Origin of the sequence: Vibrio sp. 2-Bac 85 (assembly GCF_037546705.1) — a bacterium.
Lineage (GTDB): Bacteria > Pseudomonadota > Gammaproteobacteria > Enterobacterales > Psychromonadaceae > Psychromonas.
In genome coordinates, this window is sequence record NZ_JALAAB010000018.1 from 74,547 (window position 1) to 100,960 (window position 26,414).

General features: G+C 36.9%; 21 protein-coding genes. 8 read left to right on the forward strand and 13 right to left on the reverse strand.

Annotated elements, in window-relative coordinates; genetic code table 11:
- Window positions 1-367 precede the first annotated feature (367 nt).
- Complete coding sequence (locus MT390_RS16415; RefSeq protein ID WP_240923761.1) at window positions 368-580, reverse strand: helix-turn-helix domain-containing protein; 213 nt, start codon at window positions 578-580, stop codon at window positions 368-370.
- Window positions 581-1,046: 466 nt separating this feature from the next.
- On the opposite strand from MT390_RS16415, the gene MT390_RS16420 reads away from it, so the two are divergent.
- The gene (locus MT390_RS16420; protein WP_499442165.1) at window positions 1,047-2,039 is read left to right on the forward strand and encodes a transposase; all 993 of its coding nucleotides are present in this window, start codon (window positions 1,047-1,049) and stop codon (window positions 2,037-2,039) included.
- Between the two features lie 187 nt (window positions 2,040-2,226).
- Window positions 2,227-2,955, forward strand: a complete 729-nt coding sequence (locus tag MT390_RS16425) for a carbon-nitrogen hydrolase family protein (RefSeq protein ID WP_499442167.1) — start codon at window positions 2,227-2,229, stop codon at window positions 2,953-2,955.
- A 439-nt stretch (window positions 2,956-3,394) separates the two neighbouring features.
- On the opposite strand, the gene MT390_RS16430 is transcribed toward MT390_RS16425, so the two are convergent.
- The 4 genes from MT390_RS16430 to MT390_RS16445 form a co-directional block, all read right to left on the reverse strand.
- Window positions 3,395-5,413: a methyl-accepting chemotaxis protein gene (locus MT390_RS16430; protein ID WP_499442169.1), complete on the reverse strand. Its 2,019-nt coding sequence runs from the start codon at window positions 5,411-5,413 to the stop codon at window positions 3,395-3,397.
- Window positions 5,414-5,496: 83 nt separating this feature from the next.
- Window positions 5,497-6,042: a hypothetical protein gene (locus MT390_RS16435; protein WP_499442171.1), complete on the reverse strand. Its 546-nt coding sequence runs from the start codon at window positions 6,040-6,042 to the stop codon at window positions 5,497-5,499.
- Window positions 6,043-6,570: 528 nt separating this feature from the next.
- The gene (locus MT390_RS16440; RefSeq protein WP_499442173.1) at window positions 6,571-7,227 is read right to left on the reverse strand and encodes a Z-ring associated ZapG family protein; all 657 of its coding nucleotides are present in this window, start codon (window positions 7,225-7,227) and stop codon (window positions 6,571-6,573) included.
- Between the two features lie 625 nt (window positions 7,228-7,852).
- Window positions 7,853-8,344, reverse strand: a complete 492-nt coding sequence (locus MT390_RS16445) for an Hsp20 family protein (protein WP_499442175.1) — start codon at window positions 8,342-8,344, stop codon at window positions 7,853-7,855.
- Between the two features lie 425 nt (window positions 8,345-8,769).
- Between MT390_RS16445 and MT390_RS16450 the strand changes: the two genes are divergently transcribed.
- On the forward strand, window positions 8,770-9,111 hold the full coding sequence (locus tag MT390_RS16450) for an ArsR/SmtB family transcription factor (RefSeq protein WP_166369557.1): 342 nt from the start codon (window positions 8,770-8,772) through the stop codon (window positions 9,109-9,111).
- A 98-nt stretch (window positions 9,112-9,209) separates the two neighbouring features.
- Complete coding sequence (gene arsB / locus MT390_RS16455; protein ID WP_499442177.1) at window positions 9,210-10,262, forward strand: ACR3 family arsenite efflux transporter; 1,053 nt, start codon at window positions 9,210-9,212, stop codon at window positions 10,260-10,262.
- Between the two features lie 287 nt (window positions 10,263-10,549).
- Here arsB and MT390_RS16460 read toward each other — a convergent pair whose 3' ends face one another.
- A complete protein-coding gene (locus MT390_RS16460; RefSeq protein WP_499442179.1) occupies window positions 10,550-11,449 on the reverse strand; it encodes a LysR family transcriptional regulator in 900 nt (299 codons plus the stop codon).
- A gap of 123 nt (window positions 11,450-11,572) precedes the next feature.
- Here MT390_RS16460 and MT390_RS16465 point away from each other — a divergent pair, with 123 nt between their 5' ends.
- Window positions 11,573-12,721, forward strand: a complete 1,149-nt coding sequence (locus MT390_RS16465) for an alpha-hydroxy acid oxidase (protein ID WP_499442181.1) — start codon at window positions 11,573-11,575, stop codon at window positions 12,719-12,721.
- A 142-nt stretch (window positions 12,722-12,863) separates the two neighbouring features.
- Here MT390_RS16465 and MT390_RS16470 read toward each other — a convergent pair whose 3' ends face one another.
- From MT390_RS16470 to queC, 4 genes are all read right to left on the reverse strand, one after another.
- The gene (locus MT390_RS16470) at window positions 12,864-13,568 is read right to left on the reverse strand and encodes a DUF3581 family protein (protein WP_499442182.1); all 705 of its coding nucleotides are present in this window, start codon (window positions 13,566-13,568) and stop codon (window positions 12,864-12,866) included.
- Window positions 13,569-13,957: 389 nt separating this feature from the next.
- Window positions 13,958-14,614, reverse strand: coding sequence for a cupin domain-containing protein (locus MT390_RS16475; RefSeq protein ID WP_499442184.1), 657 nt, complete (start codon window positions 14,612-14,614; stop codon window positions 13,958-13,960).
- Window positions 14,615-14,918: 304 nt separating this feature from the next.
- Complete coding sequence (locus MT390_RS16480; RefSeq protein ID WP_499442186.1) at window positions 14,919-16,031, reverse strand: methyl-accepting chemotaxis protein; 1,113 nt, start codon at window positions 16,029-16,031, stop codon at window positions 14,919-14,921.
- Between the two features lie 448 nt (window positions 16,032-16,479).
- Window positions 16,480-17,139 carry a 7-cyano-7-deazaguanine synthase QueC gene (gene queC / locus MT390_RS16485; protein ID WP_166369573.1) on the reverse strand — a complete coding sequence of 220 codons (660 nt, stop codon included), beginning with the start codon at window positions 17,137-17,139 and terminating at the stop codon, window positions 16,480-16,482.
- A gap of 174 nt (window positions 17,140-17,313) precedes the next feature.
- Here queC and queE point away from each other — a divergent pair, with 174 nt between their 5' ends.
- Complete coding sequence (gene queE / locus MT390_RS16490) at window positions 17,314-17,991, forward strand: 7-carboxy-7-deazaguanine synthase QueE (RefSeq protein ID WP_166369575.1); 678 nt, start codon at window positions 17,314-17,316, stop codon at window positions 17,989-17,991.
- A 190-nt stretch (window positions 17,992-18,181) separates the two neighbouring features.
- A complete protein-coding gene (locus MT390_RS16495) occupies window positions 18,182-19,132 on the forward strand; it encodes an AEC family transporter (RefSeq protein WP_166369577.1) in 951 nt (316 codons plus the stop codon).
- Window positions 19,133-19,311: 179 nt separating this feature from the next.
- Here the strand turns inward: MT390_RS16495 and MT390_RS16500 are convergent, their stop codons facing one another.
- The 3 genes from MT390_RS16500 to MT390_RS16510 all read right to left on the reverse strand — a co-directional run bounded on the left by MT390_RS16500 (window position 19,312) and on the right by MT390_RS16510 (window position 25,246).
- The gene (locus tag MT390_RS16500; RefSeq protein WP_166369579.1) at window positions 19,312-20,334 is read right to left on the reverse strand and encodes a zinc-binding dehydrogenase; all 1,023 of its coding nucleotides are present in this window, start codon (window positions 20,332-20,334) and stop codon (window positions 19,312-19,314) included.
- Window positions 20,335-20,936: 602 nt separating this feature from the next.
- Complete coding sequence (locus tag MT390_RS16505) at window positions 20,937-24,071, reverse strand: efflux RND transporter permease subunit (RefSeq protein ID WP_499442189.1); 3,135 nt, start codon at window positions 24,069-24,071, stop codon at window positions 20,937-20,939.
- Complete coding sequence (locus tag MT390_RS16510) at window positions 24,071-25,246, reverse strand: efflux RND transporter periplasmic adaptor subunit (protein WP_499442191.1); 1,176 nt, start codon at window positions 25,244-25,246, stop codon at window positions 24,071-24,073. The genes MT390_RS16505 and MT390_RS16510 overlap by 1 nt, the downstream gene beginning before the upstream one ends.
- Before the next feature lie 129 nt (window positions 25,247-25,375).
- On the opposite strand from MT390_RS16510, the gene MT390_RS16515 reads away from it, so the two are divergent.
- Window positions 25,376-26,320: a LysR family transcriptional regulator gene (locus tag MT390_RS16515; protein WP_299666001.1), complete on the forward strand. Its 945-nt coding sequence runs from the start codon at window positions 25,376-25,378 to the stop codon at window positions 26,318-26,320.
- Window positions 26,321-26,414 lie beyond the last annotated feature (94 nt).

Here is a 26,414-nt window from a genome sequence, read left to right on the forward strand (position 1 = left end):
ATCATTGGTGCAGAAAAGAGGCAAATTTTGGTACTGATAACGATGTAAGTAATAAATGAAATAATGTTCTAAATGGCAACGCTAGTAGGAATAAATTAGTATCCGATATCCAAATGTCATGGACAATATCATAAGCGTTTGTGATCGTGAATCTGATATGTTTGAGTATATTGAATATAAAACAGCTACCTCTTCAAATGAGAAGTGCTTAATCTGAAGAGGTAGTTGTTATGACTCAGTCTCGCCAATCTCAAGTGTCGTTATCAAATACACCTTATTATCACTGTATTTCACGTTGTGTTCGTCGCTTCTTCCGAAAATAGAAGTATATTATGTTTCACAATTTTTTAAATAAATATTACCTTCACTATAACATCGACAAAATAGGCATTAATAAAGCAAATAATTCTGCTTGTGAGCTAATGCTACATTTGGAATAAAGCTGTTTACGAAATACCTTAACAGTTTCTTTACTGATGTTGAGGTTAAGAGCAATCGATATAGAAGAATGACCTTGTAATATATAAAGTGCGACTTCTGTTTGGCGAGGGCTAAGAGAGATACTATGCTGATCTTTCATTATGGTTCTTAATCGATGTTTGACAGGAGGTAAAACAATATTTTTTCCCTCTTTAGGTTGATAGCTTCTCCAGTGCTGTTCACATAAAGTGGATAATACATTCTCATAAGATTTTATTTTTTTTAGTTCAGTTTTACCGAACCGTATCCCACTTTTTTTATCTCTTCCAAAACAGGCGGTTAATGTTGTATTGTGATTGATGTGTGAAAATAAACAAAACTCATCAATTAGAGTTGTCTCTTGATAATACTCATAAAAATAACTTGTTTGTTTAAATTGATCTGGTGCTAAGTCAAAAATGCAATGTATACCTCTTTGAATTCCATTGTTGATAGCGTGATAAAAAGGGTCTAATAAATAAGCCGCTTTTAAAAAACTAAAGCTGGACAGCCATAAACTTTGACTGATTTAAATTTTAAAACTATCTTTTATAAATGCTTATTTTGAATTTAGGAGGTAGTTTATTATGACTCAATCTCGGCAGTCTCAAGTCTCGCTATCAGATACGCCTTATTATCATTGTATTTCGCGTTGTGTTCGCAGAGCTTACTTGTGTGGTGAAGATAAATACACCGAAAAATCCTTTGAACATCGCCGTCAGTGGGTTGTTGAGCGAATGCATTACCTCGCTTCTCTTTTTAATATTGATATCTGCGCTTACGCTATCATGTCCAACCATTATCACCTCGTATTGCACATAGATGAGCAACATAATGAAAGCTTAACGCCTGAAGAAGTTTGTGAGCGTTGGTGTCAGCTCTATTCAAAACCTGTATTAGTTGAGCGTTGGCAATCCGAGCAAACCACCTCAGAAGCCGAAAATAAAGCTGCATTATCTATTATTGATAGTTGGAGAGGACGATTAGCTGATATTTCATGGTTTATGCGCTGTTTAAATGAATTCATTGCACGTAAAGCGAATAAAGAAGATGAATGTTCAGGCCGTTTCTGGGAAGGACGTTTTAAGTCTCAAGCTTTATTGGATGAAGATGCATTATTAACCTGTATGGCTTATGTCGACCTAAATCCAATTCGCGCCAAAATGGCTGCTAGCGTTGAAACATCAGAATATACCTCTGCTTATGAGCGCATTCATGGTGTCGCTAAGCAACAAGAAAAGCGACTAGAATACGCTTTTACTAAAAAACTTTTATTTGGTTTCGTAGGTGACGAAAATGAACAATCAACTCAAGGTATTCCATTTTCATTATTAGATTATATTGAGTTAGTGGATTGGAGTGGTCGTATCATTAGAGAAGATAAACGCGGTGTGATTTCAAGCAAACGTCCAAGAATACTCTCCACACTTGGTTTAGATAATGATACTTGGTTATCACTAGCAAGTAGTTTTGGAAAAGATTATCACGGTGCGGTGGGCTCTTTAGAAGCGTTAGCAGCTTATGCTGGTAATACTGGCAAGCGTTGGATAGCCAGTAAAAACCAATTACGGCTGCATTAACTAGTCTATTTTTCTATTAAAAACATAACAAACACACTAATTAGCGGCCGTTAAAATCAGTCATATCTGAAAAAGCTATTATTTACTTCAATTTCGATTAATTATAATTTTTTATTATCAACCAGTATCTTTTTGTTAGCGATTCAATTTATTGCCATTAATGATCAACGTTATTTGTAAATTTTAAATGAATGGATGTCCTAGTTTACCACGCAAAAAAATGTATTACGATGCAGCTGAACCATTAGATGGACCGAGAGGGCAGCGACTTGCCAAAATAGCGAAAGAAAATGAGATTTGGTTAATTCCTGGCACAGTGATTGAGAAAGGTGAAGGCGATGATATTTATTGTACGGCTGTTGTTTATTCACCGGAAGGGGAGTTAGTTACTAGCTATCGTAAATGTTTTCCATGGCGTCCTTATGAACCTTTTACACCAGGTAAAGAGTTAAATGTGTTTGATATTCCTGGTTTTGGTCGAGTCGGTATTTGTGTTTGTTATGATATTTGGTTTCCTGAAGTGGTACGCCAATTGTCATGGATGGGGGCTGACTTAATTATTAATTTAGTTCAAACATCTACTTGTGATCGAAGTAAAGAATTGATCTTGTTACAGGCGCAAGCAATAACAAATCAAGTCTATATCGCGAGTGTCAATGCGGCAGCTCCAGCGGGTACCGGTGAAAGTATCATTATTGACCCAGAAGGTAACATTAGGGCTAAATCACCCGGTGTTTCTGACTTTATTTTAACGGATGTTATTAATAGTGATGAAGTTAAAAAAGTAAGAAAGTATGGAGTGTGTGGTCTAAACAGGACTTGGGATCAATTCCTGCCAACTGATGCACCTTTAAAACTACCTATCTATGAAAATGGTGAAATCAATCCATTAACGTGGGAGGCAAAAAAACGATGATACAAATATTTTAAAAGGCCGCTTAGGCCTTTTAAAACATGGCGAAAGAACAATACATCTAATCAAAGTTTGGGACAGCCATAATATTTGATGACTCATAATGACTTTTCTATCTTTTAGTTATGTAGCTTTTACATGCGAACCGGTAGTTGTTATGACTCAGTGTCGCCAATCTTAAGTATCGTTATCAGGTACACCTTATTATCACTGTGTTTCACGTTGTGTTCGTCGTGCTTATGCCCCTTTTAGATAATGTTAAGTACCTAACCATTATCATTTAGTATTGCATGTGAATGAACGGCACAACGAAAAGCTGAGTAATGAGTAAGTTTGTGAACGTTGGTGTCAGCTCTATTCTAAGCTTGTCTTAGTAGCACGTTGGCGGGGTGAACAAAGAAGCTTTTAATAGATATAGGTGTCTTCGATATTTTTAAAATCATTATATTTTCACAAGCTTGAACTGTTCTAATAATTGTTGTAAAAGTATAGATTGTTGAGATAGCTTCTCAGAGGAAGTTGTAACCTGCAGAGACTCTTCTGAATTATTCTGTGAAATAGTATTAATTGATTCTAACTCACTACTTATCTGGGTAAGGCTTGCTTTTTGGGTATGGCTAGCACTGGAAATGTCGCCAATTAATACCGTTACTTGACTGATGATTTCCGCAATGTGATTCAGTATTTCAGCTGCTTCATTAGAAATTATAATTCCTTTTTTTACATTAGAATTAGATTTTTCAATCAAAGCCTCAGTTTGAATTGCTGCTTTAGAGCTTCGTGCGGCAAGTGTCCTAACCTCATCAGCCACAACGGCAAAACCTCGACCATGTTCACCGGCTCTTGCTGCTTCAATAGCTGCATTTAATGCTAGTAAGTTGGTTTGGGAGGAAATGCCATTTATAATTTTAATGATTTCGGCTATTTCTTTACTCGAATCGTCAATATCTGCCATTGAAGTGGCTAAAAGGGCCATTTGCTCCATACTGCCAGTTGCGGCATTTTTAGCCGTTAAAATTAGGCTATTTGCTTTATCTGCATGTTCAGCATTAGTTTTTGTTTTTGCTTCAGTCTCATCAATCTGATTAGATATTTCTTTAATGCTAGATACCGTTTCTAAAGCACCTTGAGAAAGGGATTGGCTAGAACTCAAAATATGTTGGGAACCGTCATTCACTTCAATGGCTGAAATACTGACTTGATGTAAAGTATCATTCAAACTTTCTGTCATTGACTTGAGAGCTAAACCTAATGAGTCTTTCTCAGAAGCTAAAGGTGCATTAATGGTTAGATCGCCATCAGCAATACAACTGGCAAGTTTTGCTTTTTCTTCAAGCCCACTCACCATCTCATTTACTGCCTTTATTGCAGTGCCTACCTCATCATTGGTGTGGTTTTCAACACGAATACTTAAGTCTCCCGAAGCGATAATTTTTAAACTTTCAGTCATCGCAACAATAGGTTTTGTAATTTTCCGCATTAATATTTGTAATATAATAGCTGATAATATTATTGTTAATAAGGCAAAACCTCCCAAGTAAAGCGAGAATTTTTTTGCTTCCGCTTGAGAGTTTAAAATATATTGCTTACCTAATTTATTAGATTCAAAGGCAAGGCGATTTGCCTTTATTGCAAGTTTATCACCCAACTTACTTGAATATACTCGATCGACGGAAGCAGTCAAAAGTATCCGACTATCATCATAAATAAGGTCAAAATCTTTACTCAGATTTTTTAATTGAGTAAGTGTTTTTTTATTATCTTTAAAATGTTCGATTAAAAAGTTAATACCTCTATGGAACTTAAGCCCAGCAACATTTCTTAATGTTAATTCATCACTTGCAAACAACAGAGCATTAGCACCTCGAATATAATAACCAAATTCTTTTTTTTGTTTTGAGGTATCAAGTTCTAAATAAAGTGGTAATGTTTTTCTTACATTCTTATCAAATAGAGTTTTTGATTTTTTAATTCTCTGGGTTCGTTCATAACTTTCTTTTACTAACTCTAAACTATGCGAAGCAGTATTATTATATGCTTTTAAAGTTTCATCTAATGAGTCAACTAATAATTTAATTGTTAATAATTCTGACGTCACTTCATCATTATTAGTTAAGGAAGTATTTTCACTACCCTCAACCTTTGCGGAATGTAGTTCTATAAATTTAGGATCTCGAAGGCTTTTAGAACCCTCTGCTAAAAGTTTTAAGCCTGTTTGTAATTGAACACTTAATACTTTCATTTCGTCAGGATCATTTGACAAGAAAGAGCGCTGTGTAGCACTAGTAACCATCTCGACACCACGACTGACAGAATTACTTGCATCAGAAAAAGGAACAATTAAATTATTTTGAGTATCAAGCCTTTGATTTATTGTTGTTAACTCGTAGAGGCTAAGACCAACTAGCGAAACGATCAATATTAATTGAGATACTATTGCGAACAGGAATTTCTTTTGCATTATTTTCTATCTCTTTTATTGATTAGATCGAATTTAGTAGAGCACAATACATGTGCTCTATTTGGCCTATATTTATTACCTATTTATTGAAGTGAGTCTTTCATAAGTTGAAGGTGATGAAGTACTTCTTGTAACTCTTCTTTTATAAGAGTCAAATGTTCTTCATTCTTATCTTTTTCCCACATTTGAATAGCTATAATTGCAGTTGCTGGATGTACAACAGCACCTTTAGGGTTATGGAAATCTTCTACATCTTCATCATCAATATCAAAGTCAGTTTTGTATTTGCCTTCAGTAAATATACCGTTATCATGCCACTGCTCTTCAATACTCTCTAAAGACAAAGTCTGCATAGAATCTGCATTATCAATAATTGCCTGCATCATCTTTTGGCTTTGCGGATACTTTTCTTGGTAGGCTTTACTTAATTCAACGCCGATTGCAATTAATTTCTTATTATCAGCAATCATGGTTGGTACATCAACATCACCAGATACTACCGATTGAATAATGGACTCCGTAATTTTTTTATAATCAGCAATTTGTGCATCTAAGTTTGTTGCTGACACATTAAAACTTAAGCACGTAAAAAATATGATTGGTACTATTCTAGATAGCGATTTAAACATTATGTTCTCCAGTTATTTTTTTATAAAATTACTTATAAAATTCATTATTTTATATTGAGTGATAGTGATTAGTATTTGAAAGAAAAGAATTAAATACTACTACTAAAGTAATATAGACCAAAATAAAGAAAGGGCAAAATAAAGATAGCTAATTCTTAAAGTTATCCAGAATAAGACACAAATTTAATTTTATTGAACAAAAAAACTGAAGAGGTAGACAAAAGTGGAAAGTCGGGTATAAAATCGAGGACAGCCATTAACTTTGAGTATTATTCAGCTCCAAACTATCTTTTAAACCCTATAAATGATGCAGTTTTAAATGCGCGGAGATAGCTGGTTTTGATGCAATCTCGGCAATCCCAAGTATTACTTGCTGAAGAAAAGGCTGCACACTTAAACCTTTTGACCAATATTTAAATGCGCTCTAAAAAAGATAATTATGCAGATTTCAGGACGGGAACAGGCTATATAGTCGTAATTATTTACAGGATCATAATTACGACTATATAGCCTGTATTCTTATGAATTTTATTTTGTTTCTTCTTTTTTTACTTCATTTACAGTTGTTTCTGCTTCTTCTTTTTTAACTTCAGTTGCAGTGGGTTCAGCTTCTTCTTTTTTAACTTCAGTTACGGTTACTTCATCTTCTTCTAATTTAACTTCAGTTACGGTTGTTTCAGCTTCTTCTGTTTTAACTTCATTTACAGTTGCTTCATCTTCTTCAGATTTAACGTCAGTTACAGTTGTTTCATCTTCTTCAGATTTAACGTCAGTTACAGTTGTTTCAGCTTCCTCTGTTTTAACTTCAGTTACCGTTGTTTCAACTTCTTCCGATTCACTACTTTCTGGCGTGACCAATTTTTCTTGATCAGTATCATCTGATGTTTTTAATAATGGAAAGTGAGTTGTTGCGGTGTCACCTAATAATGACTCTGATTGGCCTGCCATATGATTGTAAAGGGCTTGGTAGCTATTCGCTACTTGTCCCATTAGTTCTGCACTCTCATTAAAGTGATCATTTACTTGTGCTTTGTATTTTTCTAATTCTATTTTGTTTTTATCAAGCTCTTTTTGTTGTTCAGAAGCTTTGCTTTTCCCAAGTGTTATATGATAAATAACAAAGCCAATAAGACCACCGGCAAGAAGCGAGAAGATAAGAGGTAACAATTCATTAGATTCGTTCATATTTATTTTCCTATATTGAGATTGTTTTAGATTGTAAGCATCAAGGCTATTTAATGATGAAAGTTATGCTGTAATTGTTTCATAGTTGATTAACTATACTATAAATAGCTTCCATACAAGGTGATCAAAATGTATTAACTTTGACCAATAAATCAGTTTTTGTCTAAAACTTTTTACTCTTGGGGTTTTAAAAAATAGGTGTGATTCGTTAGATGCCTACCAAATTTCATGTATTCAGTAATTTTTAAACTAAATGGAGCTTAGTAAGTGAAAGTAAGTTTGTTATTTATCAATATCTTGCTGTAAAATGTAATTTAATTACAGTTTGGTTTTTATTAATAAATACAGGATAGTCATGCGTACATGTGAATTTTGCAAAAAAGAACTCCCCCTTATGAAAACTCGCCGAACTTTGAAAGAGAAATATTTAAGCCATAGAAATGAATCTAAATATCAATGTGTTCACTGCAATAAAATAACATTTATAAAAACAATCTTGTAGATTTGGAGATCTCCGTACTTTGTAGCTAAAAGAAGCGAAGATTAAAGAGGCAGTGTTCACTACCTCTTTTAAATATATTAACGTTCACTCGATGTGTTTATAGTTTACATAAACACATGCTATTTAAGCGACTTTATCTTTACTGTTATCATTAATTACCTTTTCTTCTTTCTGGTGTGTTAATGATTTATTCATTTGATTAATGGATATCTTCTTCGGCTTCATGGTTTCTGGAATCTCTTTGACTAAGTTTATATTCAATAAACCATTGGAGAGATCTGCACCTGTCACTTCAACATAATCTGCTAAGTTGAATTTACGTTCGAACGCTTGATTTGGAATGCCTTGGTGCAAGTATTTACGGTTATTATCAGTGTTTTGCCTATTACCAGAAACACTTAAGACTCCTTTTTCAACTTGAATATCCAGTTCCTCTTGTGTAAATCCTGGTACCGTAAGTGAAATGGTGTATTTATTTTCACCGAGTATTTCGATGTTGTAAGGAGGGTAACCAGTTGCTTTTGTTTCTGAAGTTAATGCATTATCAATCAATGATGCTAAACGGTCAAAGCCAACGCTGTTACGATAAAGGGGAGTTAAATCAATTGTATTCATAATAAGTTCTCCTTAGAGTAAATAACCTCAGTTCTGGATAAGCAAAGCGATACAACACCGTTATTTCCGCGGATTTCTTCGTTAAACACTCTATCAATAACCAGTTATTGCTTCAATAATTAGCCTTGAACTGTCAACTGCGCAAAACTAGCGGCACTGTATAGCCAAAAAATATAGCCTTATGATTTTAAATATAATTCCACTTTTATTAACCAGATTTGAGGTTAAACAAAATAAAACAATAAGCGATGCGGTGTTTTTAACGTGTCATCGCATTACATTTATATATTTAGGGACACTAAAAATTGTTTTCAATAGTAGGAGTGTAATTTTTTTAAAATTATTTTTACCCTCTAAAGCGCTTTATTTCTAAAATGATCCTAGTATATTAATCGTTAATCGACGATTAACTATATAGAGGCTTTATGAATACAAAATGTATCGTTGTAGATAAACAACTTTTACAGGCTAATGAGCTGCAGTTAGCTAATGAACAACAACTGGCTGCTCAAGCAAAAGCACTTGCACATCCTGCACGGTTGCGAATACTGAGTATTTTGGTTGCGCTTGAGAAGTCAGGAGGATGCTTAAATAGCGACTTAGTGTCTGAACTTGGTCTGGCGCAATCAACGGTATCAGAACATTTGCGGATTCTAAAAAAAGCCGAATTTATTACTGCGGAGGCGATGCCACCAAAAATGTGTTACCGCATTAATAAAAAACAATTCGAGCTTTTTTCAACTCTATTTGCTGAGCTATATAGATAAGGTAAGTATAGATAAAGTAAGAATAGATAAACTAAGGCGGATAGTTGTGAAAAATTTTAAACCAAATTTGAGCAATTACTTTTAACAAGGGCATCACCATGAATAAGAATATAAGCATCGATACTCCGATTGCAAAACTGAGCTTTTTAGATCGATTTTTAACACTATGGATATTTGTTGCCATGGCAATTGGTGTTGCTATCGGTTTTTTATTCCCGCAGATAGCGACATTAAACGAAGAAATGTCCGTTGGTAGCACTAATATTCCATTAGCGATCGGGCTCATTTTAATGATGTACCCGCCACTGGCAAAGGTAAATTATCGGCTGTTAGGTAAGGTTACAAAAGACAAACAAGCGATTACTTTATCATTAATAATGAACTGGTTAGTCGGACCTATTTTAATGTTTGCCTTAGCATTGACCTTTTTGGGCGATCACCCAGGTTACATGGTCGGTATTATCTTAATCGGTATTGCACGTTGTATTGCCATGGTCTTGGTGTGGAATGATATCGGCGGCGGAAATAAAGAGTATGGTGCCGCATTGGTTGCATTAAATAGTCTATTTCAAATTGTGACGTATAGCTTTATGGCATGGTTATTCATTACGGTGTTACCTCCTGTGTTTGGTTACACCGGTATGATGGTTGATATATCGATGTTGGATATTGCCCATAGCGTATTCATTTATCTTGGTGTGCCTTTTTTAGCTGGGTTTCTTGGCCGAGAGGTATTAGTAAAAGTGAAAGGGGAAGATTGGTACAATAATACGTACATTCCTCGTATTTCGCCTATTACACTGATTGCTTTGCTGTGTACGATCGTGCTGATGTTTAGTTTAAAAGGTGAAATGATTATTGAGTTACCCTTAGATGTATTGCGCATTGCTATCCCGTTAACTATCTATTTCGTTTTGATGTTTTTTATTAGCTTTTTTATTGGTAAAAAGATGGGGATTGAATACGATAAAAATGCCTCTATCGCTTATACCGCAACGGGTAATAACTTTGAATTGGCGATTGCTGTCTCGATTGCTGTATTTGGGATCAGTTCTGATCAAGCTTTTGCAGGTGTCATTGGCCCTTTAATTGAAGTGCCCGTATTAATTGCATTGGTTAATGTGGCATTACGAATGAAAAAGCATTATTAATAAAAAAGTATTAATAAAAAAGCATTAATAAAAAATAACGTTAACTAACTGCTCGACAGGCATAAGCTGTAACCAATATTCCAATAGAAACTATCTTTTAGTGACCTCGTGTTAAGCGCTAAGAGATAGTTTGTTCTCAAGCAATATCAATAACCTACTGATGCACCATATCGAAAGCCAATCAAGCGAACTAGGGGGCAAGCGTTCATCACATTTATCGAACATGCTTAATAATGGCTAGCCATTAAAATCAATTACGATTTGGCTTTTAAATATGGAGTTAGCGTTTAAAAATACTCTTTTTTATCCTGGTAAGCTTGTTTAATGTGTGCAATAAGTAGCCTTAGTTTTTCAGGTAAGTGCTTAGTGAAAGGGTAGATGGCATAAACGCCGAGTTGTCTGGGAGTAAAATCAGGCAAAATTTTAATCAATGTGCCTTTTTGTAAATCTTCATAAACACAACAACAGGGCACATAAACAATACCAAACCCAGCTAAGGCTGCTTTACGTAAGGCTTGTGCATTGTTGGTCGCTAAGCTGCCGCTAATTCGAACCGTTTCTTCAATACCTTCTTTTGTGAATCGCCAATCAAATGAACCTTGAGCTTGATAGGTATAAGCAAGGCAATTGTGTTTTTTGAGCGCATCAATGGTAGTGACTTCACCATATTTATCTGTGTAGCTTGGCGAACAGCATAGTACCCAGTTAGATTTGATTAATGGCTTTGCGATTAAACTTGAGTCTTCCAACTTACCGGTTCGAACGGCTAGATCTAAACCTTCTTCAACGAGGTTAACGAAGTTATTTTCAAGGCGCATATCCACGCTGATGTTAGGGTATTTCTGACAAAAATCAGCAATAGCTTCAGAGAGCAGTAGTTCTCCGGAAATAGTGGGGACAGATATTTTTATATGCCCGTTTAAACCTTGGCTAAAAGCTGAGACAGAAGCAATGGCATCACTGACTTGGCCCTCTATACTTTTAGCGTGAATATAAAGATTTTCCCCCGCTTCGGTTAAGCTTAAGCGACGCGTAGTGCGGTGAATAAGCTGCACTCCCAGAGAACGCTCTAATTTAGTAATTCTTTTACTTAAGGCGGGGGTTGATAAGTCTGCTTGCAGTGCTGCTTTACTGAACGATCCGGTATCTGCAACATAGGCAAAAAGTGTTAAATCTGCTGAATTCAATTTATTAGGCCGTTTTAGGAAAGAGTTTATTATTTTATGTTGTATTTATTAGAAATCAATCAAGGACTATAGTGGGTCACAAGATCCTATTCACAAAAAATTAAAAAGATAAGGAAGATCGTAATGAGATTAAAGGATTGCCATAACTTTCAAGATTTTCGTACCTTGGCGAAAAAACGTTTACCTAGCCCTATTTTTAATTACATCGACGGTGGTGCCGACGATGAAACAACCTATCGACGTAATACTGCAGCCTTTGAAGATTGTGATTTAATACCTAGTGTATTGGCCGGTGTTAAAGATGTTGATTTATCGGTCACCGTGATGGGACAAAAATTAGATATGCCTGTTTATTGTTCTCCAACGGCATTACAGCGTTTATTTCATCACCAAGGTGAACGAGCAGTCGCTGCGGCTGCAGAAAAATATGGCACTATGTTTGGTGTATCTTCGCTGGGTACGGTAAGTATGGAAGAAATTGCAAAGCAAACCAATACTCCTCAAGTCTATCAATTTTATTTCCACAAAGACCGAGCATTAAATAAAGCAATGATGGAACGTGCAAAAACCGCGGGAGTACAGGTGATGATGCTAACCGTCGATTCAATTACTGGCGGCAATCGTGAGCGTGATTTGCGTACTGGATTTTCAATTCCATTTAAATTGAACCTACGCGGCATGTTGCAGTTTGTGCTCAAACCAATGTGGGGAATTAATTATGTGACCCATGAACCTTTTAAATTACCGCAACTAGAACAGCATGTTGATATGGGCTCCGGTGCGACCTCTATTGGTGATTATTTTACTAATATGTTGGATCCTTCGATGAATTGGGATGATGTTGCTGAAATGGTTAAATTTTGGGATGGAGAGTTTTGTTTAAAAGGGATCATGAGCCGAGAAGATGCGAGAAAAGCGGTGGAGATTGGCTGCACGGGTATTGTGATTTCTAACCATGGCGGACGTCAATTAGATGGTTCTCGAAGCTCCTTCGATCAGCTTGCTGAAATAGTGGCAGAGGTCGGTGATGAAATTGATGTTATTTTTGATAGTGGTGTACAGCGTGGGACACATGTATTAAAAGCATTATCACTCGGTGCAAAGGCAGTAGGTATTGGTCGAATGTATTTATACCCGCTTGCAGCCGCTGGGCAACCTGGGGTTGAAAGGGCATTAGGATTAATGCGAGCAGAATTAGAGCGTGATATGAAATTAATGGGAAAAACCGCAGTGGATCAGCTATCCAGTGATAATTTACGTTTTCGTACTTAATCTTAATATTATAAAAAAGAGCTATATAAAAGGGCTAGAAAAAAGAACTATAAAAAAGGGCTAGAAAAATACGATAAAAAAACAGCTATAAAAAAGCCAGTTTATGAACTGGCTTCTTTTTATTTGATGGTCTTATAGCAAATTAAAATGCGTTACGGTTGGCTAAATAGTTTTCAGCAAACGCGGTAATAGAATCATGATCGTAGGGTTTTAATCCGCCAACAACCACTGTTTTAACACCTCGGCCAATTACTTTTTCACCGTCATAAATATCAAAATGTAAGAACTCATTGGCACGTTTTGATTCAACTTCAAGTTTACTTTCTGCTAATTCAACATGTAGTGGGTTTGTAAACGTTAAACAGTCCAATTCAAAGTTCATGCTGTTGTACATTACAAGTGGGCGTGCTGGATTGAACATCACTTGATGTTTTTCCATCAATGGCATTAATAATGTTGGGAAATTTTGTCCCGAAAAAACCACATAGTTTTTAATTAATGATTCAAGTAATTCTAGGTCGTGGCTAGTAGCACCACTTTTTGTTATTTCTAATACACTTTTACCCTGTGCATTTGTCACAACAATATCTTCACCTTCGGCAGCAGGAAAGTTAAGAGGAATACTATCACCGACCATATTAGTAAAAGCAAAGCTCATAGATTTACTCACACCGTACTCTTTTAAAGCCAATGAGAATAATAAATCACCAGGAACACAAAAACGTTTTGAATCAGGATCATGAATAGGATTAAAATCTTGGCATTCTTTTTTAGCAAAATGACTTGCTTGCTCTGCGCTAATCGTAATGGTGTCGTTTTGCTGGATATAATACGGATCTAATAACATTTCAGCTCTCTAATATAAAACGATAAAAGTTTATCAAGGAAAGAAAATAAGTGCCAAATACAGGCGTAACTTCACATTTTATAAAAAAAAATACTTTTAGGGAATAGTAAATGTTAACAAATATCATGCAGGAAGTTAAAAGAAAGGTTTTCATCTATAAAAATCAACATGATATTGTTAAATATTAATAAGTAAATTATTTTTATTGTCATTAAATTGTCTGCTTCTGATCGTGCCTTTTAAATTTAACAAAACCCATTATCATAATGTGATCACTCCGCTATGCGACTTAACTGATTTAGCTAAGGATTTTTACTAAACCTTCTAACGAAACCTTTTAACATAAACCTCTAGCTAGAGAAGTTAAATAAACGACCTAAAAAGACAGCTTAAGCAAAAGGTAAGTGACCAGTTTTAACTAAGATAATTGTATCTTGTTCAACAAAAGGTTGGTGTTGGCTCATGTGCGGGCTGCGTATCCATGTGTGCTTAGGATAACTAGCAAATTCATCTTTAAACTCGCCTGAAAGCACCAGTATTTCTTCTCCGCCAAAATGTTTATGTGGTTGGAAATGTTCTCCAGCAGGCCACTTTACTAACGCGGTATGTTCACCTTCAAAGTCATGCAAGGGCATTACTTGTAAATTACCTATGCCTTGTAACCATTGTGTTTGATTGGTATCGATTCTGACTGATGTGAGGTCTGTACTTGCAAACTGGTTAAGCTTGACAAAAATAAGGCAACCTTGCTCACTAAAGGGTGTGTGTCGACTACCGGGTGGGTTACGAATATAGGTACCCGCCGGATTATCACCATTTTGATCTGAAAACACACCTTCTAGTACAAAAATCTCTTCGCCCTGTGGGTGAGCGTGTTCGCTAAAATATGAGCCTGCTGCATATTCTACAATACTGGTGATGTGAACTTCATCTTCTGCGCGTGCTAACGGCTTACGTCGAACGCCTGCCATTGGGCTATTGATCCAAGGTTGTTGTTCTGTGTCGATGAAGACTTTTTTTGCAAAGTCGAGGTTTATATCAGCCATGTCATACCTATTTGAAAATATTTGTTATTCGCGGGGGATCTTGAATTTTCTAAGAATCATTATACTTGGTAATCGCTGTGATGGATCAATTTAACTACTGAGGTAAGCCATCACATTTTTTATGACCTTAACTTTTTTAAACTTGTAATGCGTTAATCAAGTTAATCAAGTTAATCAAGTTAATCAATAGCACCCCAAGATATCAGATCGATTTTGAGGCTAATGCTTACTTGCAAGTTAAAGGTTATTTATAATTTGTTCTCTGTTGTGAAGTAGTTACACAACTTATTCTGCTGCAATGCATTTATTGATAGGTGGTTGTGGTTATTTCACTTGATAAAGCAGAGAGTAAATCTACCACTTTAAAGCTTGCGCTTTCCATCAAGGTTAGCTTCTTAATTGCTTCTTTTTCATTCCCTTGGTCAAAGGCTAATAATGCCGCTAAGCCATTTTTATGTACCTCCGCATGAGGGCCTTCTATTTTTTTGAATGCATCATAACTTGTATATTTCTCACTACCTTCACCTTGATAGTACCATTTACCTAAACGGCACATAGTATGATCTGCAAAGTCCTGCGCGGATTTACTCGACATACCGAGTATCACTTGATAAACCTCAAGTTTCCACACAACATGATCCATTTTAACCGTCTGGATAAACGAATCGGCCGTTGATTGCGTGATCACTGAGTACATATGCTGCGATAAGTTAACAATCTCATTGGCGGTATTTTCAATTGACGCTGTGCTGGTTGAGATATCACTACTTTTTTTGCCGACATTATTAATACCAGAAATAACGTCAGTCATATTACGGTTAACTTTTTCTATTAAGGTTGATATTTCGTTAGAGGCGGTAGAAGAGCGTTGTGCTAATGTTCGAACTTCATCGGCCACTACTGCAAAGCCCCTACCTTGCTCTCCTGCTCGCGCTGCTTCTATTGCTGCATTTAATGCCAGTAAGTTGGTTTGGTCTGAAATGCCTTTAATGATATTCACAAAGTCATTAATGTCGGTAATCACTGTGTCTAGTTGGCCCACGGCCACCGAAGATTTTTCAGTATCCTGTGCTATTTGAGTCGTAGAGGTGATTGTTTCAGTGAGCATCGACATTATTTGATCAAATAATGTTTGCGAAGATTGAAAGCTGTCTCGATGTTCAATTAATTCTGTTGTCGATTGTGCCAAGCTTTCTCTTATTTGGTTTACTAAATCCGAGGATTGTAACCATAATTGATTTAACTCTTCTTGGTTCTGATAGCGCTTGTTGGTTTCATACAATTTTTCTGTCAGTTCGCTATTAGATCGAGTCGCTTCCTCTAGTGCATTTTGAATACTATTATTGTCTTTTTGTAAGATCTCTATTTGTGCTTTTAATTGCGTTATTTCTTTGTTCTTATTGAAATTAAATATCATGATGACCTCTAGAAGTGCCGCTTTATTGTATAATTTTTATCCGTAAGTATTGAGAGTAGACAGGCTTAACACAAACTGCAAATATCTATAAAGAGATAGAGGGGTTTAATGAAAAAGGTTTGATATTACGCAATAAAATGGTCAATAAAATGGTCAATAAAATGGTCAATAAAATGGTCAATAAAATGGTCAATAAAATGTTCAATAAAACGAGCATTTATTACTTGAACTAAAGTGACTATTTAGAGAGTGAGTTGAGAATAAAAAACAGCTATGGATGAGGGGATCTATTAACGTATTAGCACTAAAAGTGGCGATTTGGTGGATTAATGATTAACGGTTCAAAGTGATATCTAAAGGCTATATTTTAAAATCGCAGTGAATAGAGTAAGGCCTAAACAACAAACCTTACTTTAGCTTTTATTAGTTATTGGCCACTTATTACTGGTTATTCATAAGCAATTGGATCGCGTATATCATTTTTCTCAAAGGCTTGTAAACGTTCTACACAGCTACCGCATTGGCCACAGGCCTTTTCTCGTCCGTTATAACAGGTCCACGTTTTACTGTAATCTAGCCCCATTCTTAGGCCATCTTTTAAGATACCAATCTTGTCTGTTTTTAAATAAGGTGCGTGGATTTCCGTCTTTTCATAATTAGCAACTGCTGCCACATCGTTCATCTTTTCAAGAAAAATAGGGCGGCAATCAGGATAAATATCATGGTCTCCGGAATGTGCGCCGTAATAAACTTGCTCAGCCTTTAACGAAACGGCATAACCAATCGCTAATGATAATAAAATCATATTGCGATTAGGCACCACGGTATTGAGCATATTGCTTTCTTCGTAATCACCTTGCGCAACGTCTATCGTGTTATCAGTTAATGATGACCCACCTATGATTTGATTAATTGAAGTAATATCAATAACCTTGTGCTGCACACCCAACTCTTGGCAGACCTGTCGAGCAATTTCTACTTCTTTTACATGACGCTGACCATAATCAAAGGTCAATGCGTAAGGGGTTAACCCTTCTTCAATGGCTTTGTGTAAAACAGTGTATGAGTCCATTCCACCTGAATATATAACCACGACTTTTTTGCTCATAGCACTTATTTTTCCTATTGGTATTGTTTGATAGCGATGCAACTTCTTTAACACTGAAACACGGTAGCTGCATAATGCGCTATTTATGTTGCTGGCTTTACATCTTGCTATATCACGAGTATAAAAACAGCCCACAAAAAAAGTGAGCAAGATCAAATAAGGTATTTTACGTCAATGACACAAAACTATAAAGTAAATGAACTGTTTCAAACTATCCAAGGGGAAGGTGTTTACACCGGCGTTCCTGCCATTTTTGTTCGTTTACAAGGTTGTGACGTAGGTTGTGCTTGGTGTGATACTAAACATACTTGGGATATTGACCCGTCAAAACAATCAGAATTAATGCTATTAACTGACAAAAGTACCGAGTCTGATCGTTGGGCTGATGTTTCAGCAAAAGAGATTGTTGATGAAATTAAACGTTTAGGTTACACCGCTAACCTGATCGTGATCACCGGTGGCGAACCGTGCATGTTTGATTTGCGAGAGTTAACCCAAGTATTACATGAATTTGGGTTTCAAATACAATTAGAAACTAGCGGTACTTATCCAGTGTTGGTTGATGATCAAACCTGGGTTACGCTGTCTCCTAAAATTAATATGCGTGGCAAAAAAGAAGTGCTAAAAACAGCATTAGTCAGAGCCAATGAAATCAAACATCCAGTTGGAACGGAAAAGGATATTGAACAATTAGATGCGTTATTGCAGCAACTCAAATCTGTAAATGACAAAACTATTTGTTTGCAACCGATCTCTCAAAAGCCTAAAGCAACGGCTTTATGTATGAAAACATGCATTGAACGAAACTGGCGCTTATCAATACAAATGCACAAATATTTAGATATTGATTAAGCATCGATTAAACGTTTATTAAAACAAGAGTTTGACCCTGATTAATCATTTGGATTTATGTTTATTTAGCTGATTTAAAGGGTATTTGTAGTCTTTTATCAATAGATTGTATATTGTTTGAGCTAAGTGTTTATTTCTGTTTATCGCTATTTCTAGTTGTTGATATACAACCTTCATTCGAGAGCGTTTTATGTTTTTTGAGTCGTTACAATTTTCATTTTCTATTATTGGTCCCATTTGTTTACTGCTATTTTTAGGCTGGTTACTAAGAAAGACGGGGACTATTAACGATGCATTTATTGAAACAGGATCAAAGGTTGTTTTTAAAGTCACGTTACCGACTTTATTATTTCTTGGCATTATTAATACTAACCGTGATGCAGAAATCGACTTCCCTTTAATTGTTTACTCTATTATTGCAAATTTTGCTTTTTTTCTGTTTAGTATTTTAGTGACCAAATATTGGGTCAAAGATAAGCAGGATCATGGTGTGATCATCCAAGGTGCATTTCGTAGTAATACGGCGATTATCGGTTTAGCCTACGTAGCAAATGTTTATGGTGATGCGGGTATTGGATTAGCGGCTGTTTATGTGGCTTTTCATACCATGCTATATAACATTTTATCAGTGATCATATTATCGCCTAAAAAAGAGGGCGTTAACCCTGTAATGTTAATCAGCGTGTTTAAATCGATCGCTAAAAATCCACTTATTATTGGTATCATGCTCGGTTTGGTGTTCTTTGTTCTTGCCATTCCAGTACCGGATATTGTGATTAATACTGGGCAGTATTTTTCAGATATGACCTTACCGTTGGCACTGTTATGCACCGGAGGGAGCTTAAATATTCAAGCATTAAAAGATAATAGCTTTAATTGCCGATTTTCAACGTTATTAAAAATTATAGTGGGGCCGATCTTTATAACAGGGGGCGCTTATTTATTTGGTTTTACAGGTATTGAGTTAGGTATTGTGTTCTTTATGTCTGCGGCGCCGACGGCAGCCGCTAGCTATGTAATGGCGCGTGCAATGGGCCATAATGCAGATTTGGCAGCAAATGTGATTGCGATGACGACCATAGGGTCACTGCTTACTTGTAGCCTCGGTGTGTCATTACTGTATTGGTTGCAGTTGATGTAACACAATAGGGAAAGAAGCTAAAGTTGAGGCTTAACACTCGGTTTTAATGCTATGCCTCACTGCTTCTTTCAATGCTATCTTTCAATGTTTTTCCTCAACAGCTGCTTCATTGCAAAGCCCTAATTCTAAGTACTACTAAGTGCTATTAAGCGCTAATGTTGAGCTATTTTGTCTGGATATTAAGCGCTAATCTTAACCACTTTTTTGCCGGTAAAACTACCATCAAGTTGTCCTTTTAGGGCTGCTGAAACTGCATCAGCAGTAAAATCAACCGTGCTTATTTGTGGCACTTTAATTTCTCCACTAGCGACACCTTCAAGCAGTACATTATTCATAAAGCTCATTTTTTGTTGTGCACATAAGCTTTTTGCAAGCCAAGCGCCAGCAAGCGATACGATACAGATAGTTGGGCCTTTACGGAACATTTGCTCACGTTCAAAGGCGGGTAGTGCTTTTAAACAAGCAATACGACCACAAAAACGCATCAAATCTATATTGCGTACGGTGTTTTCACCGCCAATGGTGTCGATCACTGCATCAAACCCCTGTGGACCTAATTCACGACGAATTTTTTCACATAACTTTTTATCGTGATAATCAAATACCGCATCGGCCCCTAATTTTTTAAGTAACTTGTGATTATGTGGCGAAGCGGTAGCAAAAACCGTAGCACCACGTTGTTTTGCAAATTGAATCGCAAATTGTCCAACGGCGCCTGCACCTCCGTCTATAAATATCGCTTCACCATCTGTAACATCAAGCTTTTCTAATGCAATTAATGCGGTCATACCAGCACAGGGTAAGGCAGCTGCAGTAATCGCTGGAATGCTATTAGGCACAACAGAAACTGCACAATTAGTCACTTTTGCATAACCGCTTAATACACCTTGATCGCCAAGACTCGCATGCCACATTACACGGTCACCAATATTAGGATAAACTCCTTTTTTGGCTTTAACGACAATGCCTACCGCATCTAAACCTAAAACATGTGGGTACTGCCATTGGAAAAAGCCTTTCCCGGCGAACAGCGCATCGACGGAATTTAATCCTGCATATTCAACCTTAATTAATAATTCATTATCATCACATTCAGGTACAGGTAAATCCACCTTTGATAAGGTGATATCTTGGTTTGGTTCATCTAATACAATGCCGGACATTGTTGATGGAATATTTATTGTAGTATTTGCTATTGTCATGGTTAAACTCTATCTCTTAAGGCCTATAAGGAAAGCACCCAATAAGCAATGTTAAAATTGTACGATTTGTAAATTCCGCACGGTGACAACATCCTGTCTTATATTCAAAAAGGTACTTTAAATTAGGTTATAACAAAGTTAAAAAACCATCCTCTCGAGTCATTTATTTATCGACTTACTCACCTTATCTTTACTTATATTTTGATGAGCTTTGAGGCAGATATAACTGCTTGTATAATCTAATTATTGCTAGTTTGAATTAATTTATATCAATATATTAGCTTTTTTACTTTAAACTAACATATTGATTTAAATTAATTTTATCTAATAAAACGTTGTGCAATATTGATATGAATAACAAAATTGATGTAAATAACAAAAGCACAACATTTATATTTTTCTTTAAAATTTTTAATACAACAAAATAGTATATTGATGAAAACCGCCTGAAGATTGATGTGTTTCAGGCTGTGGGTTGACTTGCATAACTACTGTACCATCAGATACAAGTTTATTAGGCCAAGCACTATCATCAAAATTTAATAGTAAGCTAGGTTTATATCCCTAGCTTACCAAGCTACTTTCGTTATATTTTTTGCTGCTTATTTTAACTGCTTAGTTTTACTCATCAGCATATAAAATACAGGTGTAAATAATAAACCAAACACTGTTACACCGATCATTCCTGCAAATACTGCATTACCCATGGCATGACGCATTTCTGAACCCGCGCCAGTGGCTAATACTAATGGAATAACACCCGCAGTAAATGCGATAGAGGTCATTAAAATAGGGCGTAAACGCATACGACACGCTTCAATCATGGCATCTAAATGAGAGAGTCCTTGATCATTTCTGTCTTTAGCAAACTCGACCATTAATATTGCATTCTTGGATGCTAATGCAACTAATACAATCAAAGCAATCTGAGTAAAGATATTATTATCCGAGTCAACTAACCACACTCCTAATAGTGCTGAGAAGATGGTCATTGGTACAATCAAAATAATTGCTAGCGGTAAACGCAGGCTTTCATATTGTGCAGCCAGTACCATAAACACTAACAACACAACTAACGGGAATACATAAACCATGGTATTACCCGCTAATATTTGTTGGAAGGTAACATCTGTCCACTCGTATGCGATACCTGCCGGTAACGTATCCGCTAGAATCTTTTCAATTGCTTGTTGCGCTTGGTCTGAGCTATAACCAGGTGCTGGGCTACCATTTAGTTCAGCACTTGGGTAACCGTTGTAATGCATTACACGGTCTGGACCAATTGCTGGTGTAACGGTTAACACTGAACCTAGTGGCACCATATCACCGCGTCGATTACGCACTTTCAAATTAAGAATTTGCGACGGGTCTTCACGGAATTCCGCTTCTGCCTGTGCATTTACTTTATAGGTACGGCCAAATAAATTGAAATCATTAACATATACGGAGCCTAAGTAGACTTGTAGTGCGTTAAATACTTCATCTAATGGAATACCTTGAATTAATGCTTGTTCACGGTCGACATCAATATCCATTTGTGGAACTTGAATACGGAAGCTTGAAAAGAGTCCTGTCAATGCAGGATCTTGACGAGCCTTACCTATTACTGCTTGTAAACTATCAAATAAAGGTTCAAAACCTTTGTTATTACGGTCTTCAATCTGTAATTTGAAACCACCTGTTGTACCTAAACCTTGGATTGGTGGTGGTGGGAACACAGCAACAAAAGCTTCATCGATAGCAGTAAATTGTTGGTTTAATTTTCCAGCAATGGCCATCGCAGAGCGGCTTGGGTCAGTACGTTCAGAAAAAGCATCTAATGTTGTGAATATAATGGCGCTATTGGGGCTATTAGTAAAACCATTCACCGATAGACCAGGGAAAGCAACGGTATGCGCTACACCGGGAACTTGCAGTGCAATTTTTTCCATCTCTTTCACTACTGCTTCAGTACGATCTAAACTTGCCGCATCAGGTAATTGCGCAATCGCCACGAGGTATTGTTTATCCTGTGGAGGAATAAACCCACCCGGTACTGAGTTAAATAGACTAATTGTTCCACCTAATAAAGCGACATAAGCGACCATTACAACCACTGCCATACGTATTAGCTTTTTAACTAGTTTTTGGTAACCCTGTGCTCCTCGGTCAAATAATTTATTAAACGGTTTAAATAACCAACGTCCAAATAGGGCATTTAAAAAACGTGTTAGTCGGTCTGGTTCGCTATCGTGAGGCTTAAGCAGTAATGCCGATAAAGCCGGTGATAACGTCAATGAATTAAACGCTGAAATGACTGTAGAAATAGTAATCGTCAGTGCAAACTGTTTGTAGAATTGACCCGATAAACCACTGATGAATGCTGTTGGAATAAATACCGCACATAACACCAATGCAATCGCAATAATTGGGCCGGTTACTTCACTCATCGCAACACGCGTTGCTTCTATTGGTGATAGGCCTTTTTCAATGTTTCGCTCAACATTTTCTACCACCACAATCGCATCATCTACCACAATACCGATCGCCAGTACTAAGCCAAATAACGACAGTGTATTAATAGAAAGACCTAACCAGTTCATGACGGCAAAAGTACCAATCAAGGAAACTGGCACAGCAATAAGTGGAATAATAGATGCACGCCATGTTTGTAAAAACAGAATAACAACAATCACTACCAGTACGATAGCTTCAAGTAATGTCTCAATAACGGCATCAATAGAATCACGAACAAAAATAGTTGGATCGTAAACGATATCGTATTCTACCCCAGCCGGAAAGGCTTTAGATAATTGCTTCATCGTCTCACGCACTTGATCTGACAAGTCAATGGCATTGGCATCAGGGCGTTGGAAGATTGGAATAGCCAGCGCAGGTTGGCTGTCTAACATCGACCTAAGAGAATAATTATCTTGTCCTAATTCAATGCGAGCAACATCATTAAGACGAGTTAATTGTCCATTGTTGCCCACTTTAATAATAACTTGCTCAAACTCTTCAACACTTTCAAGACGACCTTTCACATTCAATAAAATTTGAAATTGACTATCCGTTACAGCGGGTTGAGCACCTAAACTACCGGCAGCAACCTGTTGGTTTTGCTCGCGTAATGCAAGTATAACGTCCATTGCTGTGATTTCACGAGCGGCTAATGCATCGGGATTAAGCCAAACTCGCATTGAATATTGACCACCACCAAATAAACGTACATCACCGACACCACCCAAACGCGCTAACTGGTCTTTAACATATAAGTCAGCATAGTTAGATAAGTAGGTTGTATCGTGTGTTTTTTCCGGTGAAAAAAGGTGCACTACCATGGTTAAATCTGGCGAAGACTTTTCAGCTACCACACCTAATCGTTGCACTTCTTCTGGTAAACGTGGCAGTGCACTATTGACGCGGTTTTGTACTTGCGTTTGTGCACGGTCAAGGTCTGTACCCAGAGCAAAAGTAACCGTTAGCGTCATACGTCCATCACTGGTCGCTTGAGAAAACATGTACAGCATGTTTTCTGTGCCGTTGATCTCTTGCTCCAGTGGTGTTGCTACCGTTTGTGCAATAACCGTTGGATTAGCACCAGGGTAATTAGCAGTCACCACTACAGTCGGAGGCACGACTTCAGGGTATTCACTGATTGGTAATTGAAATAACGAGATGCTACCCGCAATTAAAATTACCAATGACAGCATAGCCGCAAAAATAGGGCGCTGAATAAAAAAGTGTGAAAATTTCATTATGGTTCCTTACGGCTTGCTGCTAATTGTTGTTCTGGTTCACTTAACGTAAAGGAAGCACTGCTACTATCAATCATGGTCACATTTGGAGAAATTGGCATACCCGGACCTACACGTGCAGGGCCGTTAACCGCAATAACATCACCTTTCTTTAAACCTGATGAAATTGCACGAAGGCTACCGTAACGCTCGCCAACTTCGACTAATTTATATTGTAAAATATCGCCTTCACCTACGGTTAAAACAAAGCGATTTTTTAAATCTGTACCAATTGCACGATCGGGTATTATTACCTGTTTGGTCACTTCATTTGCCGCTAATCGAATACGTGCAAATGAGCCTGAACGTAACTCATCGCTCGCTTCATGGAAAATAGCGCGGATACGTAACGTACCCGTTGCTGAGTTAATACGGTTATCAATGAAGTTGATGTAACCTGAATACGGGAAGTCCTCTTGACCTACTTTTTGCATCACAACCTGTTGCTTGCTTGATGCAGTTACATCGTTAAACGAACGATTCCAAGTACGTTCATCAACATCAAAGTAAGCGTACATTGCTTTGTTTGACACAATTGACGTCAATACACTTTGCCCTGCAATTACATTATTTCCTTTGGTGATATTAGCGCGAGAAATAATGCCATCAATAGGGGAACGGATAGCTGTAAATTCCAAATCTAATTGTGCAGCTGTTAGCTGTGCTTTTAATGCAGCAAGTTGTGCTTGGCGTTGACGCAATGTGGATGTGCGTGATTCAGCTTCTTCCGTAGAAATAGCTTTGCGTTGTCTCAAACTAACTGCACGCTTTGCTTCACTTTCAGCTTGGCTTAATGCCGCTTGTGCGCTCATCATTTGTGCTTTTAAGCTAGCAACTACGGCTGCAAAAGGGCGGCTATCTAGTTTAAATAATAAATCGCCTTGCTTAACATGGTCACCTTCTTTAAAGCTAATTTCTTCTATCAATCCTGAAATACGTGGCATTAATGCAACTTCTTCAGGCGACTCTAAGCGAGACGTGTAGGTGTGCCAACTTTGAGTTGGTTTAATTAAAACCTCTGCAACATCAATCGATTGTAAAGGTGCTTGGCTTACTGCCGGTACAGGTTCTTCAGCACAGCTGATTAATGTAAAGCTTGCCGCTGCAATAGACGCGGCGATTAGGTGTTTCTTCATGACTAGGCTCCAATAAAATATTGAGGCTATAATACGAAACTAAGTAGTGATAAAAAAGAATGGTTTTTTAATTTCATTAATGCCAATATCGCATCAATGTTTTAATAATTAACTATTTTGGATGAAAAAATGGATACGACCAGTCGCCTTTTAATGTTACTTGAAGTGGTTGAGCAAGGATCTTTTGCTAAAGCCGCTGAAGTTCGAAATGTAGATCGCTCTGTTATGTCAAAACAGATAGGCCGCTTAGAGGATGAGTTAGGCGTAAGATTATTGAATCGTTCCACACGATCATTTTCATTAACAGCAGCCGGTGCTGAAATGATTAAAAAAGCCACTGAGTTGCGGCAGGTATTATCTGAAACATTGCGTATGGCTGAAAATTATCACCAAGAACCTCGCGGTTTATTAAAAATTACTGCTTCCGCTATTATTGGTCAACGTTATTTACAACCTGTAATTAATGATTTTCAAAAACGTTTTCCACAGGTTGAAGTGGAGATGCGTTTAGATGACCGTTTGGTTGATATTATTTCTGAAGGGTTTGATTTAGCATTTAGAGTAGGTAAACCAAAAGACTCTTCATTGATTGCTAGACCGATTGCGCGTAATCGTTGGTTAATCTTAGCTACTTCAGAATTCATTGAAACCTATGGGCTTCCAAAAACCATTGAAGATTTAAGTGACTTTCCGGCTGCCAGCTATGCTAACTCGCAGGTCAGAATAGATCGAATCTCCTATATCGATGAAGATGGCAAGGATTGTGAGCAAAAGATGCGTAGTATTTTTAGGGCAAATGATGGTGAAGTATTAAAAATGAAAATACTATCGGGCACTGCTTATGGTTTATTACCTTCTTTTTTAATTAAAGATGAAGTGAAAGATGGCATCTTAGTCCCTTTGTTAACGGATCTTAAGATGGCTGAAGATAACCCAATGTATGCTGTTTATCCGCATCGTGATTTACCGGTAAGAACACGTTTGTTTTTAGATGCTGTTCGCGAATTTATTGGTAAGGATAAACCTATATGGGAAGAGGCGATCCCAAATTTTGATAACCTTTATAAAGGATAAAATAATATTACTCGCATAGGTATTTGCTTGGGGCTAAGGAGCCTGAAATTTTCGGTTTTTATCGATTTAGGCTCTTAAATACTTAGGTTTTTAA

What these genes read in the sequence shown, in the direction of transcription:
- MT390_RS16475 (WP_499442184.1), bottom strand. Translation starts at nt 14,614, where the DNA reads ATGGCTGATATAAACCTCGACTTTGCAAAAAAAGTCTTCATCGACACA.
- MT390_RS16515 (WP_299666001.1), top strand. Translation starts at nt 25,376, where the DNA reads ATGGATACGACCAGTCGCCTTTTAATGTTACTTGAAGTGGTTGAGCAA.
- MT390_RS16450 (WP_166369557.1), top strand. Translation starts at nt 8,770, where the DNA reads ATGAATACAAAATGTATCGTTGTAGATAAACAACTTTTACAGGCTAAT.
- MT390_RS16480 (WP_499442186.1), bottom strand. Translation starts at nt 16,031, where the DNA reads ATGATATTTAATTTCAATAAGAACAAAGAAATAACGCAATTAAAAGCA.
- MT390_RS16500 (WP_166369579.1), bottom strand. Translation starts at nt 20,334, where the DNA reads ATGACAATAGCAAATACTACAATAAATATTCCATCAACAATGTCCGGC.
- MT390_RS16495 (WP_166369577.1), top strand. Translation starts at nt 18,182, where the DNA reads ATGTTTTTTGAGTCGTTACAATTTTCATTTTCTATTATTGGTCCCATT.
- MT390_RS16445 (WP_499442175.1), bottom strand. Translation starts at nt 8,344, where the DNA reads ATGAATACAATTGATTTAACTCCCCTTTATCGTAACAGCGTTGGCTTT.
- MT390_RS16435 (WP_499442171.1), bottom strand. Translation starts at nt 6,042, where the DNA reads ATGTTTAAATCGCTATCTAGAATAGTACCAATCATATTTTTTACGTGC.
- MT390_RS16470 (WP_499442182.1), bottom strand. Translation starts at nt 13,568, where the DNA reads ATGTTATTAGATCCGTATTATATCCAGCAAAACGACACCATTACGATT.
- MT390_RS16505 (WP_499442189.1), bottom strand. Translation starts at nt 24,071, where the DNA reads ATGAAATTTTCACACTTTTTTATTCAGCGCCCTATTTTTGCGGCTATG.
- MT390_RS16510 (WP_499442191.1), bottom strand. Translation starts at nt 25,246, where the DNA reads ATGAAGAAACACCTAATCGCCGCGTCTATTGCAGCGGCAAGCTTTACA.
- queE (WP_166369575.1), top strand. Translation starts at nt 17,314, where the DNA reads ATGACACAAAACTATAAAGTAAATGAACTGTTTCAAACTATCCAAGGG.
- MT390_RS16425 (WP_499442167.1), top strand. Translation starts at nt 2,227, where the DNA reads ATGAATGGATGTCCTAGTTTACCACGCAAAAAAATGTATTACGATGCA.
- MT390_RS16465 (WP_499442181.1), top strand. Translation starts at nt 11,573, where the DNA reads ATGAGATTAAAGGATTGCCATAACTTTCAAGATTTTCGTACCTTGGCG.
- arsB (WP_499442177.1), top strand. Translation starts at nt 9,210, where the DNA reads ATGAATAAGAATATAAGCATCGATACTCCGATTGCAAAACTGAGCTTT.
- MT390_RS16430 (WP_499442169.1), bottom strand. Translation starts at nt 5,413, where the DNA reads ATGCAAAAGAAATTCCTGTTCGCAATAGTATCTCAATTAATATTGATC.
- MT390_RS16415 (WP_240923761.1), bottom strand. Translation starts at nt 580, where the DNA reads ATGAAAGATCAGCATAGTATCTCTCTTAGCCCTCGCCAAACAGAAGTC.
- queC (WP_166369573.1), bottom strand. Translation starts at nt 17,139, where the DNA reads ATGAGCAAAAAAGTCGTGGTTATATATTCAGGTGGAATGGACTCATAC.
- MT390_RS16440 (WP_499442173.1), bottom strand. Translation starts at nt 7,227, where the DNA reads ATGAACGAATCTAATGAATTGTTACCTCTTATCTTCTCGCTTCTTGCC.
- MT390_RS16420 (WP_499442165.1), top strand. Translation starts at nt 1,047, where the DNA reads ATGACTCAATCTCGGCAGTCTCAAGTCTCGCTATCAGATACGCCTTAT.